The organism is Desulfobacter curvatus DSM 3379 (genome assembly GCF_000373985.1).
In the GTDB taxonomy this organism is placed as follows: Bacteria; Desulfobacterota; Desulfobacteria; order Desulfobacterales; family Desulfobacteraceae; genus Desulfobacter; species Desulfobacter curvatus.
Genome location: NZ_KB893123.1, coordinates 50,089 through 64,081, shown reverse-complemented (window position 1 = coordinate 64,081; position 13,993 = coordinate 50,089). Strand labels below are relative to the sequence as shown.

16 protein-coding genes are annotated in these 13,993 nt (G+C 44.2%); 4 read left to right on the top strand and 12 right to left on the bottom strand.

Translation table 11 applies throughout. The features are described 5' to 3' along the window. Positions 1-2: 2 nt before the first annotated feature. Genes B147_RS0125930 through B147_RS0125920 form a run of 3 tightly spaced genes read right to left on the bottom strand, consistent with a single transcriptional unit; the run spans position 3 to position 3,749 of the window. Positions 3-1,370: a sigma-54-dependent transcriptional regulator gene (locus tag B147_RS0125930; RefSeq protein WP_020590115.1), complete on the bottom strand. Its 1,368-nt coding sequence runs from the start codon at positions 1,368-1,370 to the stop codon at positions 3-5. Next, complete coding sequence (locus tag B147_RS0125925) at positions 1,363-2,577, bottom strand: two-component system sensor histidine kinase NtrB (RefSeq protein WP_020590114.1); 1,215 nt, start codon at positions 2,575-2,577, stop codon at positions 1,363-1,365. Before B147_RS0125925 ends, B147_RS0125930 begins: the two co-directional genes overlap by 8 nt. Further along, positions 2,577-3,749, bottom strand: coding sequence for an iron-containing alcohol dehydrogenase (locus tag B147_RS0125920; protein WP_020590113.1), 1,173 nt, complete (start codon positions 3,747-3,749; stop codon positions 2,577-2,579). The genes B147_RS0125925 and B147_RS0125920 overlap by 1 nt, the downstream gene beginning before the upstream one ends. Positions 3,750-4,071: 322 nt before the next feature. Between B147_RS0125920 and B147_RS0125915 the strand changes: the two genes are divergently transcribed. Then, entirely contained in the window at positions 4,072-4,803 is a 732-nt protein-coding gene (locus B147_RS0125915; protein ID WP_020590112.1) for a 4'-phosphopantetheinyl transferase family protein, read from the top strand. Positions 4,804-4,832: 29 nt separating this feature from the next. On the opposite strand, the gene B147_RS0125910 is transcribed toward B147_RS0125915, so the two are convergent. Continuing rightward, on the bottom strand, positions 4,833-5,744 hold the full coding sequence (locus B147_RS0125910; RefSeq protein ID WP_211216967.1) for a DMT family transporter: 912 nt from the start codon (positions 5,742-5,744) through the stop codon (positions 4,833-4,835). Positions 5,745-6,012: 268 nt separating this feature from the next. Between B147_RS0125910 and B147_RS0125905 the strand changes: the two genes are divergently transcribed. The 3 genes from B147_RS0125905 (at position 6,013) to B147_RS0125895 (ending at position 8,411) form a co-directional block, all read left to right on the top strand. Continuing rightward, entirely contained in the window at positions 6,013-6,771 is a 759-nt protein-coding gene (locus tag B147_RS0125905; RefSeq protein WP_020590110.1) for a basic amino acid ABC transporter substrate-binding protein, read from the top strand. A 115-nt stretch (positions 6,772-6,886) separates the two neighbouring features. Beyond that, positions 6,887-7,681 carry an amino acid ABC transporter permease gene (locus tag B147_RS0125900; protein ID WP_245569102.1) on the top strand — a complete coding sequence of 265 codons (795 nt, stop codon included), beginning with the start codon at positions 6,887-6,889 and terminating at the stop codon, positions 7,679-7,681. Further along, positions 7,674-8,411, top strand: coding sequence for an amino acid ABC transporter ATP-binding protein (locus B147_RS0125895; RefSeq protein ID WP_020590108.1), 738 nt, complete (start codon positions 7,674-7,676; stop codon positions 8,409-8,411). The genes B147_RS0125900 and B147_RS0125895 overlap by 8 nt, the downstream gene beginning before the upstream one ends. Before the next feature lie 107 nt (positions 8,412-8,518). On the opposite strand, the gene B147_RS0125890 is transcribed toward B147_RS0125895, so the two are convergent. From B147_RS0125890 to B147_RS0125850, 8 genes are all read right to left on the bottom strand, one after another. Then, positions 8,519-9,316 carry a CheR family methyltransferase gene (locus B147_RS0125890; protein ID WP_020590107.1) on the bottom strand — a complete coding sequence of 266 codons (798 nt, stop codon included), beginning with the start codon at positions 9,314-9,316 and terminating at the stop codon, positions 8,519-8,521. Positions 9,317-9,318: 2 nt separating this feature from the next. After that, a complete protein-coding gene (locus tag B147_RS0125885) occupies positions 9,319-9,708 on the bottom strand; it encodes a response regulator (RefSeq protein WP_020590106.1) in 390 nt (129 codons plus the stop codon). Beyond that, positions 9,705-10,463 (bottom strand): histidine kinase dimerization/phospho-acceptor domain-containing protein, encoded by a 759-nt coding sequence (locus B147_RS0125880; protein ID WP_020590105.1) that lies wholly within the window; start codon positions 10,461-10,463, stop codon positions 9,705-9,707. The genes B147_RS0125885 and B147_RS0125880 overlap by 4 nt, the downstream gene beginning before the upstream one ends. 88 nt (positions 10,464-10,551) lie before the next feature. Beyond that, positions 10,552-11,589: a protein-glutamate methylesterase/protein-glutamine glutaminase gene (locus B147_RS0125875; RefSeq protein WP_020590104.1), complete on the bottom strand. Its 1,038-nt coding sequence runs from the start codon at positions 11,587-11,589 to the stop codon at positions 10,552-10,554. A gap of 116 nt (positions 11,590-11,705) precedes the next feature. Beyond that, positions 11,706-12,149, bottom strand: coding sequence for a chemotaxis protein CheX (locus tag B147_RS0125870; protein ID WP_033397999.1), 444 nt, complete (start codon positions 12,147-12,149; stop codon positions 11,706-11,708). Then, a complete protein-coding gene (locus B147_RS0125865) occupies positions 12,106-12,531 on the bottom strand; it encodes a response regulator (protein WP_020590102.1) in 426 nt (141 codons plus the stop codon). The genes B147_RS0125870 and B147_RS0125865 overlap by 44 nt, the downstream gene beginning before the upstream one ends. Positions 12,532-12,643: 112 nt before the next feature. Further along, complete coding sequence (locus B147_RS0125855) at positions 12,644-13,492, bottom strand: HDOD domain-containing protein (RefSeq protein WP_020590100.1); 849 nt, start codon at positions 13,490-13,492, stop codon at positions 12,644-12,646. After that, positions 13,489-13,968 carry a chemotaxis protein CheD gene (locus B147_RS0125850; protein ID WP_020590099.1) on the bottom strand — a complete coding sequence of 160 codons (480 nt, stop codon included), beginning with the start codon at positions 13,966-13,968 and terminating at the stop codon, positions 13,489-13,491. Before B147_RS0125850 ends, B147_RS0125855 begins: the two co-directional genes overlap by 4 nt. Between the last annotated feature and the right edge of the window lie 25 nt (positions 13,969-13,993).

Genomic DNA, 13,993 nt, shown 5'->3' with positions numbered 1-13,993 from the left:
TTTTATCCATCGACCTGGGCGTATTCCGGTATATCGGCTAATTTCCTATACAATGTTTTTCTGCTGATGCCTAGTATTTCCGCCGACTTAGACCGGTTGCCGTCCACATGATTCATTACCGCCAATATATGTTTTTTTTCAACCTCTTTTAAGGAGGCAAACAAGGGTGCATCTTCTCTGTCCCGGCTTGAGGTATCCAAAAGCTCAAGGGGCAGGCAGCGTTCTGTGATAACCATGTTGTCCGAAAGAATAATCCCCCGCTCAATGACATTGTGCAGTTCTCTTACATTGCCCGGCCAGTCATAGCCCATAAGAAGGTTCATGGCATTTTTTGAGATTTTGCAGTTCGGCTTCAATTTCCCTATAAAATGTTCCACCAGCACGGGTATCTCTTCTTTTCGCTTGCGCAGGGGCAAGGTGTTGATGGTAAATACGTTAAGCCTGTGAAACAGTGCCTGGTTGAAGGTTCCATCGGCAACCGCCTTTTTCAGATCCCGGTTGGTGGCAAAGATAAACCGGATGTTTACCCGGGTTTCATTTTTGTCTCCCACAGGGCGGAAGGTCTGGTTTTCCATCACCCTTAAAAGTGAGGCCTGGACACCCACAGAGAGATCCCCGATTTCGTCCAGGAAAAGGGTGCCTTCATCGGCCATACTCAGCAGGCCCTCCCTGGAAGCTTCTGCTCCGGTAAAGGCGCCTTTGCAATATCCGAAAAGTTCGCTTCGCATCAGTTCTTCCTGGAGCGTTGCACAGTTTTTGGTGAGCAAGGGAATATGGTTTCTCAGGCTCTGGGCGTGGAGCTGACGTGCAATGACATTTTTTCCGGTGCCGCTCTCCCCGGTGATCAGAATCGGAACATTTGTGGGGGCAGCCTTACGGATAAGAAAACGGATCTCCTCCATGGCTTTGGAATGCCCTATGATTTGATCCGGATAATTGGTGTTCGCCGGCAGGGCTCCCTGTTGCCGGAGCAGTTCTTTTTTGTACCCCAGGCCCCGTTGGAATGCCGTTTCAACCACCTGTTCCAGCCGGTCCAGATCAAAGGGTTTGGTGATATAATCGCAGGCGCCGGCTTTCATGGAGACCACCGCATCATCCACATCGGCGTAACCGGTGATCAGGATGATCTGGACCGCCAGGAGCTCTTCCTGGAAACGGGCCATTAATTCAATGCCGTTGCCGTCCGGCAGCATGATATCCAGAATAATGACGTCAAACCGGGTCTTTTGGACGGCGCAAAGCGCTGCCTGGGCGTCTCCGGCCGTTGTAATCCGGCGCCTGGGCGAAGACAGTTCTTTTTCCAGCAGTCTGCGGATGTGTTTTTCATCATCCACCACAAGCACATTGATTTGGTCTTCGGGTTTATTCATCTGTCTCTTTTTCCTCAAGGGGAAAGCAGATATGGAACACGCTTCCCTTGTCGGGTTCACTGTCAACTAATATTCTTCCCTGGTGCTGCTGGATAATATTATAGCAGGTGGACAGGCCGATGCCTGTCCCTTTTCCAGGCGGTTTGGTGGTGAAAAAAGGGTCAAAAAGCCGTTCCATGTCTTCGTCACAAATACCATATCCGTTATCCCGGACAGAAAGCGCAATCCACTTTTTTTTAACCTCAACAGAGATGTCGAGGCGGCCCCGGCCTTCAACTGCATCGATGGCATTACAGATGATGTTGAGCAGTACCTGTTTGATCTCCGGGGCATTGCCTTTGATTTTTGGAATATCTTTAGGCATATCCAGCTCGATAGTCACACCGGATTCCTGCCTGAGGCGGAAATGAAGCAGTTTGATCACATCGGTGACCATTTCCTTGAGATCCACCCGGGAAAAATCAATTCGTTTTCTCGGACTGAAGGTCAGCAAATTTTTTACGATATCCCGGCACCGGTCGCACTCGGCAATGATGGTATCAATATATTCGTTAAAATCTGCTGCCAGGTCATCTGTCCCGGGATTGTTTTCAAGGCACTCCCTAAGTCTGGGCAGGCGCCGTTTCAGGCCTTCTGAGAATCCGTGGATAGAGGTTAAAGGATTGTTGATCTCATGGGCCACACCCGCTGCCAGCAGTCCTACGGTGGCCATTTTCGTGGAGTAGTAATAGCTTTCCTGATACGCTTTTTCCCGGGTCACATCCCGCATGAGGAGCATAAATCTAAAGATTTTTCCATGGGCGTCCGTCATGGGAGATACTGACACTTCAAACTGCCGCTTTTTATCCTTGATCATATAAATCCGGGTCTGGCGGCAGACCTGTCCGTCTTTGAGAGACAGGGCCACCGGACAGTCCGGGCAAGGTGTGGTCCTGTTTGTAAAAACTTCGAAGCAGGTCTTTCCTTCGGGTTGCTTACAGTCGAAAACATCTGAGAAAAGCCGGTTTACCGTGATGATGGTAAAATTCAGGGACATGATAACCATCACATCGGAAATTCCGTCTAAAATGGCTTGAAGTTTCTGACTTTTGCGCTCAAGCCTGATGTTGGCAGCCTTAAGCTGGATCATTTTGTGCTTTGCCTCTGGGAAAAACCCCAGTTTGGTGTACTTAAGGCCGATAATATCATCAAGGGTTGTTTTTTTCATCACCACACCCTTTCACATATTTCAAGCATCTCCTGCACACTGGCGCTTCTTGGATTGCTCAGCAGGCAGGTGTCCAGGGCCGCCATTTCGCAGATACTTTGAAGTTTTGACCGGTCCGGTACGATATCCCGTAATTTGGTAGAGACTTCAAGGCTTTCAAAATAGGCTTCCAGCTTTTCAATGCCGGCCAGAGCGGTCTCTTGGGGAGACGAAAGGCTTTTGCCAAGAATAACCCGGCCGATCTGGGCAATTTCGTCTGTACTGGATTTAAGGTTGAACCGCATGACCTGGGGCAAAAGAATGGGATGAATAATGCCGTGTACCGTGTCCAATACCCCTCCCAGGGAGTGCGCCAAAGCATGGTCCAGGCCTAAACTGGCATTGGAAAAAGCCATTGCGGCAAAGGTTCCTGCCATGCTCAGTTTCTCAAGGTTGTCAATGGAGCGGTTTTCAAGAGCTGCAGGCAGATGATGGAAGATCAGTTCAATGGCTTTAAGGGAGTGGACTTCGGTCATGGGAGAGGCAATCCGGGAGACATGGGCTTCAATGGCATGGGCCAGGGCATCTAAGGCTGCGGCAATGATCAGCTCCCTGGACTTGGTGGTCAAAAGTTCCGGATCAATGATGGAAACATTAGGCACAAGAGTCCGGCTGATGATGGACATCTTCACCTTACGTTCCATGTCCGTGATGATTGCAAACTGGGAAATATCTGATCCGCTGCTGGCGGTTGACGGAATGAATATCATAGGCGGAAGGGGGTCACGGATCCGGTTGGCCCCTTCATAATCATTCACCCGGCCGCCGTTGCTGGCTACCAGGGCGATACCCTTTGCGGCGTCCATGGGACTGCCCCCGCCTAGGGCCATGACAACATCACAATTCTGGTCCTTGTAAAGCCTTGCCCCCTGCTGAATCTGCCAGTCCCTTGGATTGGAGTGAACATCAGAATAATAAACCCAGTTGAGTTGTTCCTGGGCAAGTATATCGAGCAATTGTTCCAACCACCCTGTTTTTTCAAGGCCTGAATCAGAGACCAGAAATATTTTTTCCGCCCCCATTCGTCTGGCACACATGCCGGCGTATTTTAGACTGTTTCTGCCAAAAAAAATTTCAGGGACGGAAAATTTTAAAATATCCCCGCAACGATCTGATTTTAAAACGGACTGCATTTTACTTTTGTTATCCTAACTAAACTATAAATCCATGTACTTTCCTGAACAAAAATTTGAATTTCCTTTTTCCTTTTGGCCTCAAATTTTAAAACAGGTAAAAATAAACTTAAACGTAAAAGAATAACTTGCTTAACACAGCATTTCAAGCCTGATTTCTGAAAATCCTTGTTATCGCTGACAAAAATTATCCTATCTACAAACCCAAAGCCGGTTGCTTTGAGTCTATGGGTTTAAAGCTTAAAAAGGATTTTTTTTATGGTATGATAGTATTCTTTTAAAACCTGATGATACGAAAAATAAAAAAAAGCAGGCCGTATTTATGATGAAATTTTCCGCTCCGGATTCCGGTCAGATCCATGTATACTACACCCGGGCAGACCAGATATCAGATCCTTGTCTTTTAAATCAATACAGGAGCTGTCTTTGCCCTGCTGAAATCCGGAAGGCGGACCGGTACCTGAAGCCGTCAGACCGTCACCTCAGCCTGGTGTCCAGAGCCTTGGTGCGGTATTTGATTGCCGGGGTGACCCGGCAGGATCCGCAATCCCTTAGCTTTTCAACCAATGAACACGGCAAACCTTTTCTTGTTGGATTTCCGGATATTCATTTCAACCTCTCCCACAGCCATGGCGTAGCAGTGTGCGCACTGTGCCGAAATACTGACGTGGGCGTGGATGTGGAAGATGTGGGGCGGCGCACGGACCTTTCCATTGCCAAACGATTTTTTTCTTCATCTGAAGCAGCTCTTGTCTCAAAGGCATCAGGGGCTGAAAAAAGAAAACTGTTTTTTGATATCTGGACTCTGAAAGAGGCTTATATCAAGGCGGTTGGCAAGGGACTATCCATACCGTTAAACAGCTTTTCCTTCAATGCAACTGAAACTGAAATTCAAATCACGTTCAGCGGCACCGGCCGGACCGATCCCAGGTGGCAGTTTTTCCACTGGCGGCCCGAACCCGGCAAAATTGTGGCTGCCGCCGGTCATTCAGATTCTCCCATTGTTTTTAAACCGTTTTGGTGTGTTCCGTTTGAAGGCATACACCATGGGTAATGGTCCGGCCATCTCATTTTGCTGCCGAATTAATATAATGCCCCAAAAGCAGACCTGAACCCTTTAAATTTTTTAAGCTTAATTTCCGAAAGAATCATCCCAAGAAGGATCAGCCCCGCACCGATCAAGCCGTTTACGCCAATATTTTCGTCAATCAAAAAATAGGCACAAACGGCTGCAAAAACAGGTTCAAGGCAGAAGATCAGAGCGGTTGATGGCGGACTGATGAATTGCTGCATGCCTGTTTGAACCAGAAATGCAAATATCGTTGCAAACAATACGCAGATAATAAGGGCATCACGAATTTCAGGATACCAGGCAAGTGCATCATGCCCCGTAAAATATGCGATGAGCAGGCTCAGCAGACCGATCACACCCAGCTGAATCGTTGTCAGCCAGTAGACATCACACTCCCGGGCATATTTCCCGGTATATATAATGTGAATCGCAATGCAGATCGAACAAGCAAAGCCAAAAAGATCGCCCTTGTTAAAAGACCAGCTTGTTCCTGTTGCGCATAAAAGATACAGCCCGATAAAGGCGAGCACAGCACCTGCAAGAGATTTTGCCGCAATGGCTTTTTTAAAAATAACGGCAGATAAAAGGGGGACAAAAACAACATTCAGCCCGGTTAAAAACGCCGTATTTGATGCCGAAGTATATAAAAGCGCCACCGTTTGAAACGCAAAGCCGCCGAAAAGCATTACCCCTAAAACACCACCCTTTAAAAGGGTTTTGCCGTTTATCGGCCGTTTTAAAAATGGCCACAGAAGCAGAAGAATCAATGCGGCGGCAATAAACCTTTGGGCAAGAAAAACAAATACGTCCACCTGATTCACAGCATCTTTAACAACAACAAATGTAACACCCCAGAAAAATGTTGTTAAAATCAGAAGAATATATGCACCGGCGATTCTTAATTTTTTATTTTGAAGCATCATAAAATCATCACTTGTTTTAAGCACTGTACCTTTTCAGGCTACCATATATTTTATCACATGACACAAAACGCACTGAATATAATATAAATTTTTTTCTTTCTTTGAAATTGTTTCAACATCAACTAAAATCAAGCTGGATTATTAACCATAATTCAAAAACAAAGGCAAACAAAAAAAACGCTGCAACTTTTTCGTTTGACTTCAAAAAGTCGAATGCGTATTTATCAGGTCAAATTAATTTTAAACTTAATTGATACAGGAGAGTATTATGAAACTATTTAGATTATTTACAGCGCTGTTGGCGATCTGTTCTTTGTGTTTGACGGCAATGCCCGGAAGCGTTTTTGCCGCTGAAGATCAAAGAGTTGTTACCGTTGCATCGGATGCAACCTGGCCGCCGATGGAAATGATTGATGAAAATAAAAATCTTGTGGGCTTTGATATTGATTATATGAACGCTGTTGCCAAAGAAGCAGGATTTAAGGTTGTCATCAAAAACACTGCATGGGATGGAATTTTTGCCGGTGTGGAAGTTGGTAAATACGATGCAATCATCTCTTCGGTAACGATCACTGACAAACGTAAAAAAGCAATGGATTTTTCAATGCCGTATGTCAATGCAGGTCAGGTGCTTGTTGTTCCCGCCGCGTCTTCTGCAAAAGTTGTTGCTGATCTCAAGGGCAAAACAGCAGGTGCCCAGATTGGTACAACCGGCGCAATGGAAATCAAGAAAGTGGGAGGCGTTGAGCTGAAAGCTTATGATGAGATCGGCCTTACTTTTGAAGACATGGCCGCAGGAAGAATTGACGGCATTGTTTGTGATACGCCAATCGCTGCTAATTATGCACTTCAGAAAGAAAGCTACAAAGGTCAATTTAAAATTGTCGGTAAACCGTTTACCGAAGAAAACTACGGCATCGTTGTTAAAAAAGGAAACAAAGAGCTCGTTGACCTGATCAACAAAGGTATCAAGGCTGTGCAGGCTAAAGGTATCGACAAGCAGCTTGAAAAAAAGTGGCTGCAATAATTTAATTGTGTACACAAAGCCTGGTCATTTTTGATCAGGCTTTTTTAATAGTATCGTAAAAAGTTCCATAGCCATGGTTGTCGAACAGGCTTTTAAACAAGGAAAGAAAGTAAAAATGCCAATGTCTGGTAGTGCTGAAAAACCCAAAAAAATAGAAATTTCCGAAGGTGGGGCGATTCCCAAAAAAGATGATATCGGATTGTTAACTGCTTGGCGGGTGACCTTTGTTGGTGCCATATCAACTATTGCCGCACTCGTCTATTTTAAACCCGAACCGTATCTTGACATAATAAAATTTCTACCGGATGGGATTTATGTCACCTTCAAAGTAACCATCGCATCAATTTTTTTATCACTGTTTTTTGGTCTGATTGCAGGGCTTGGAAGAATTTCCAAAAACAGGTTTATCAACGGAATTGCCTCCCTTTATGTTGAAGTTATCAGGGGAATTCCGCTTCTGGTTCAGCTCTTTTACATCTACTTTGCATTGGGAAAATTTGTTTCACTGCCCGCTGAAGTCTGCGCAATCATTGCCATGTCGATCTGTTACGGTGCCTATATGGCCGAAATTTTCAGAGCCGGTATCGATGCCATTCCAAAAGGCCAGACCGAGGCAGCCAGATCGCTTGGAATGACTTCGTCACAGACAACCAAGCACGTTATCCTTCCCCAGGCAGTCAAAACCATACTGCCGCCTGTTGGCAATGAATTTATCGCCCTTTTAAAGGATTCTTCCCTTGTTTCAATCCTTGCCGTTTCCGATCTTTTAAGGCGGGGCAGGGAATTCGCATCTGAATCATTCGATTATTTTGAAACATACACAATGGTAGCCCTTATTTACCTTGTAATCACATTGATTTTGTCAAAACTTGTGGGCATCATGGAGGATAAGATAAGTGACGATGAATAGCAAAATCCTTGTACATATAGAAAATGTCAGTAAATTCTACGGCGAGTTAAAAGCACTGGACAGCGTTTCACTGGACATTCATGATGGTGAGAAAGTCGTTATCATCGGCCCGAGCGGCTCCGGTAAAAGTACACTCTTAAGATCAATCAACCAGCTTGAAACCATTGATGCCGGTAAAATTATCATTGATGGTGTTGATATTTACGATAAGGCAACCGATATCAACGAGGTTCGTGAAGAAGTCGGAATGGTATTCCAGTCGTTTAACGTCTTCCCCCATAAAACGGTCATGGAAAACCTGAACCTTGCCCAGCTTGTTGTCAGAAAACGAACCCGTGAAGAAGCCACCGGGATTTCAACAAAACTGCTTGAAAAAGTGGGTATTTTACAAAAAGCGGATGAATATCCGGGTAAACTTTCCGGCGGACAGCAGCAGCGGGTTGCCATTGCAAGAGCCCTTGCCATGACCCCGAAAATCATGCTCTTTGATGAACCGACCTCGGCCCTTGACCCTGAAATGATCGGTGAAGTTTTAGATGTTATGACCAAACTTGCCAAAGAAGGGATGACAATGGCTGTTGTCACTCATGAAATGGGTTTTGCAAGGGAAGTTGCAGACAGAATCATCTTCATGGATCACGGTGCCATTGTTGAACAGGGAACGCCGGATGAATTTTTCAATCACACTAAAAATGACCGCGCCAAGCTGTTCCTGAGCCAGATTTTATAATAACAGCCATGGGCTGGTCCGATACCGGACTTAGCTCACAACGATTCCGGTTGTGGGTTGTCAAGCAGGGTAACGTAATTTCAAACGGTTATGTCTGAATTTCTTTGTTATTTTACATAAAGGCTGGGTATTCCTGCCACGGATTTAAAAGAATGCTTCATGTTCATCAGACTTTCAGCATTGCCGATGGCAAAAAAACCCCCGGCGTAAAGGGATTGGTATAATTTATTTACAACCGCTTCACTGGTTTGATTATCAAAATAGATCATTACATTTCTACATAAAACGGCATCAAAGTCCGAGCGAGGGATGCGGTCTGAAATCAAATTAAATTTTTTGAAGGTGATGTGCTGTTGTATTTCTTTCTTAACTTTTAAATATCCCTTATAGTTGCCGGTTCCTTTCTGAAAATAACGATGCAGGATAGACAAGGGCACCTGCTTGATTTTATCATCTTTATATATCCCCTTTTGGGCAATCTCCAGCACGGAGTGAGATATGTCTGTGGCCAGGATAGAAAAGGTTACACCCAAAGCCTTTAACTGGACAGCCGTAGTGTAAGGTTCATCTCCGGTGGAACATGCCGCACACCATACCTTGAAGTGTTTGACTTCCCTTTTGGGGTGGCAAGCAAACTGTTTGACGATATGTTCAATACTTTTATTTTCCCGGTAAAAAAAAGAATGATTGGTTGTTATCGTATCGATAAATTCGATTACCTCACGTTCATTTGACCTTAAATGTGATATGTATTCTTGAACATTCATCTGGGTCATGCGCATGCGTTTGGCAACCTTGGATTTCAGCAATTCAAGCTTTCCCTCGTGAAGATTAATGCCACAGGTTTTAAACACAAGCGCTTTTAATTCATTCAGTTCACTATGTTTAAACAGTATTGAATTCATTTTTAAATTTTTTTCCAGCGGTTTACTTTTTCGAATGCGGATTCGGCCGTCTTTAACAGCGTCGATACATTTACCGGCTTTTTAAAATAATCTTCAAAGCCGACGTCAAGGCATTCTGACAGTTGAAATAAAGACGCATAGCCGGTAATGGCATAGATAATAGACATAGGCTTAACGCTTTTAACGCGCTTACATAATTCCATACCGTTCATCACCGGCATATTTAAATCAAAAAACATGACCATAATGTTATTCTCTTCGATAATTTTCAATGCATCCTGTGCATTTTCTGCGGTGGAAACAGCATAGCCGGCTTTAGTAAACAATTGGGAAAGCAACCTTAAAATGGAGGGCTCGTCATCAACGATTAATATTTTTTTATTTTCCATCATTTATTTTCCTCTTTGGGGTTAATACCTGGTGCAACATTTGAAGATGCTGCGTCAAGATCCAAAATTTCGGAACGCAAATATTTTTTTGTTTTGTATTGGGTAATGACCATCAGCTTGTTTGTAATTTGAGATAACCGTTCTGCCTGGTCTCTAATTTCCTTGACATTTTCTTCCTGGATTTGTCCATGGCGGACGTCGTCAATTAATAATTCTGAAAAACCTGAAATTGCCATTAAAGGCTGATTGATTTCATGGCATATGGCGCCTGCGGTTCGAATTACCGCTGTCAGTTTTTCCTTTTCTATTTTTGCATGCTCATATTTTTTTGCCTGTGTAATATCCTCAATTGACAGTAAAACGGCCTTTCCTTTTTGCAATTCCACGGGCTGGGTTGTTATTCTCAAATGCCTGCGGCCGATAGAATTAAAGGCCATGGTCGTCTCAACCATAAAAGACCCACTATCATTTTCAAGGGTATCATTCACTGTTATCTGTAATTTGCATTTAAGGCACTCTTTTCCGAATCCGCAGCCCTCGGGGACATCTTTGTGATGAATACAGCCAAAGGCCGCCCCGACTACCTGTCCGACCAGAAGATCCCCCTCTTTATTTACAAACATGGAGGCCATCTTGTTTGCCAATACCAGTTTTCGGTCCTTGTCAATCACTACAACCGCAAGGGGTAACCCATTAATAATACGTATGATATCATCCTTAGAAAATGCTGTTGGGGAATCCAATATATTTTTTTTCATTTTAGTCACTCTTCTCTCTTTTTTCGTTCTTCAACTGTTTTGATTCATCCAACAGTATTTGAACAATGTTTAATAATGCCCATGGCCGTTATTTAAAAAATGAACAGGCCTTTGCTGCTATATTGTGAATATCTTCCACATAATCCACAGCCCCTATCAATCGTGCTTCCTTGGGCATCCCGTAAACCACGCTTGATTTTTCATCCTGGGCAATCGTTGTCGCCCCCGCTTTTTTCATTTCAAGCAATCCTTGTGCGCCATCTTTACCCATACCGGTCAAAATAATACCCACAGCATTGGCCCCGGCGAGCCTTGCAACCGACCGAAATAAAACATCCACAGCCGGCCGCTGATAGTGAACAAGAGGACCTGTTTTAACCGCCACAAAATATTTGGCACCACTTCGTTTTAAAAGCATGTGATAATTACCCGGGGCAATAAGAACTTGACCACTTATTACAGAATCCCTGTTTTTTGCTTCTTTAATACGCATTTGGCACAATTCATTCAGCCGCCCGGCAAAGGACTTGGTGAATTGAGCCGGCATGTGCTGTACAACAACAATACCCGGCGAGTTTTTCGGCATTTGGGTCAGAACATTCTTAATGGCTTCCGCCCCACCGGTTGACGCGCCGATGGCAATAATTTTATTGGTGTTTTTAGACGGTGCCATGGATACGATTTTTTGGGGGGGGATTGAATTGTGTTGTTGACCGCGTCGGGGAAATTGGGCTGCATGCACCGCCCTGATTTTTTCGGCGAGCTGCACACTGACATCTCCTACCGAATAGGCGTTATCGGGTTTTGCCATCACTTCCAATGCCCCAATGGCTAACGCTTCCATGGCAAGGTCGCTTCCTTTTGTACTCAAAGAACTGACAATGATGACTGGGAGCGGATAATACTTCATTAATTTTTTTAAAAAAGTAATTCCATCCATACGCGGCATTTCTATATCCAGCGTAATAACATCCGGTTTTAATCTAACAATTTTATCCCGGGCGATGTACGGGTCAGGGGCCGTATCAATTACCGTAATGTCCGGGTGCCGGGACAGTTGTTCTTTAAATACCTTCCTGACAACGGCTGAATCATCTACCACAAGTACTTTAATTTCATTAGGCATTGAAAGAGGCCCTTTTGTACTTTTCTAAGTCTGTGTAAGCTACACAGATTTTTCAACATTCGTTGTGGGCTGAGCCTGGGTGCTGATAGACCAGGTCGGCCATGGCCGTTATTGATTCACATAGACAGTAACATCGCCATGTTTGAATCCATGGTTTCAATCAATGTGCATTCTGCAGAGCCGTCCAGATCACTACCGGTAATCTTTTCGGGGAGGCCCAGTTTATAAGGCGACTCGCATTTTACATTTTTCAGGGCATTTCCACACACCATATTGAGCATCTCAGACAATGTCCCAAATTGCTGTTCCCACGTCAGATCTTCTTTACTTTCGCCCAGAAAATTGGATGCCAGTTCCGTAACCAGAGTCTCCGGTGAAATAACATCTATATTTCCGCAGATATCTCCGGTGAAGCTCAACCGGCATGCCAAAGCCGTATTCAGGTCAATGCCGGAATTATTTAGAATTGTCTCGGGACCGATTTCAACCGGCATAAAAAACATGGTCTCCATGACTTCAGAAATCGAATTCGTCATCGCTGTCATCAATACTTTCTTCATAATCAGCCTCTCCAATTATACTGACAATTAAATCCCTGAGCGCCTCAGGGGTAAACGGCTTGGTGATATAGCCGGCAGCACCGGTATCCATAAATTCTTTAATCTTTGAATCATTGCCCTCGGTGGAAATGACAACCACCGGAATTTCCTTGAACAGTGCGTCGGATTTTACTTGTTGTAAAAAGCTGAGCCCATTCATTTCCGGCATGTTATAATCGGTCATAATCAGATCCACCCAGTCTCCTGCCAGTACCGTTAACGCCTCTTTGCCGTTTGATGCTTCAAGTATCCTGGCACCGCCGTATCCCGCTGCCGCAAGAGATCTTTTTAAAACGGTCCTCATGGGCATTGAATCATCTATAATCAATATTGAATAAGACATTTGCTTCCCTTTAATTTTTTTATGAGAAAGATCTTTATGTTCCAATAGATCTTATCACTTTCGTTGTGAGCTGAGTCCGGGTTTTGATAAATCAGATCGGCCATGGCCGTCATTAAGCCATTTTTAACAAAACATTCACTTCATTTATGTTGACCCCAAATTCAGCTATAATATAAGTTATATCCGAGTGGGTAATGCCATGCATTTTCATTAACTGATCCTTGAACCGATATGACAATCCATCCGCCCCTACGCCGTCGCCCACCATCATACAAATGCAGTCTGCCAGATATACAGCTGCGATCTCTTTATCGTTCATCATGGATTCATCTCTGAGATGGTGATGGTGAATAAGCTTGATCATCCGCGGGCTAAATTTCCATAATTTGCCGATCAATGCGCCCATCTCAGCATGATCTATGCCAAGTATCTTTTTTTCCGCTTCTCTGAAACTGTATCCGGATTCTTTTACAAGGGTATTAATTTTTTTTAAGTCCTGGAATACATATTTCTCCAATATGATTTTACCAATGTCTTTGATGAGGGCCGCGGTAAAAATTGTACTTTTGTTGTTAAGTCCCAGTCGCACGGCAACCTGTTTGGCAATAACGGCAGAAGAGACTGAATACCGCCACATATCCCCCTGTTCCAGGCCATAGCCTTTTCGACGTCCGGAAAGGACTTTTGCGCTTGATTTCACCAGTGCCAATTCAATTATCTGATCGGTACCCAGCATATTCACGGCATCTTTAATTGACTCGGCAGGCGTCTTTAACCCCGTATATGCTGAGTTGCAGATTTTAAGAATGTCTACGGTCATAACAGGGTCGTAGTGAATTATTTGGGCAATATCGTTCATTGAACTGTCCGGTTCTTCAACAATTTCGATCAGGCGGTTGGCAACGGCCGGCATCGGCGTTAAATCCTTTATCTCACGAATCATTTTATCCAGTGCCGTCATATTCTCACTTCCTTGGATCCTGATGTTTTAAGGAAAATATCGCCCGATGCAATTTCAATGCGGACCGTTCGATTGATGTTCCCGCCCACTTCCTGCTTATCGATCATCACTTTGTTTTTAAAAAACATTTTTTTTAACGCCAGGTAATTGCGTTTTCCGATATTAAAAAAACCGTTCTGATCAAGAATTTCGGCACCGCCGGCGACAAATATTTTAATTCTGGGCTTCTTTGCGCCCATTGCGTAAGCTGTTTTAAACAGGCGCGGAATACCTGTATCTGCGAACATAAATGGTTTTCTGGCGGCTTTCTCCTTATCTATGACGGATTCCGGAAGCATGTAGTGGAGAATTCCCCCGACTCTTGCAACCGGATCATAAATAACCAGTCCTATGCATGATCCAAGAGAGTAGGTGATCACATCATCTGCGGGATTATTGCTTACTTTCATATCTGCAACACCGACAATTTGTTTCATCTATTCATATCCTCATCTCATTTCT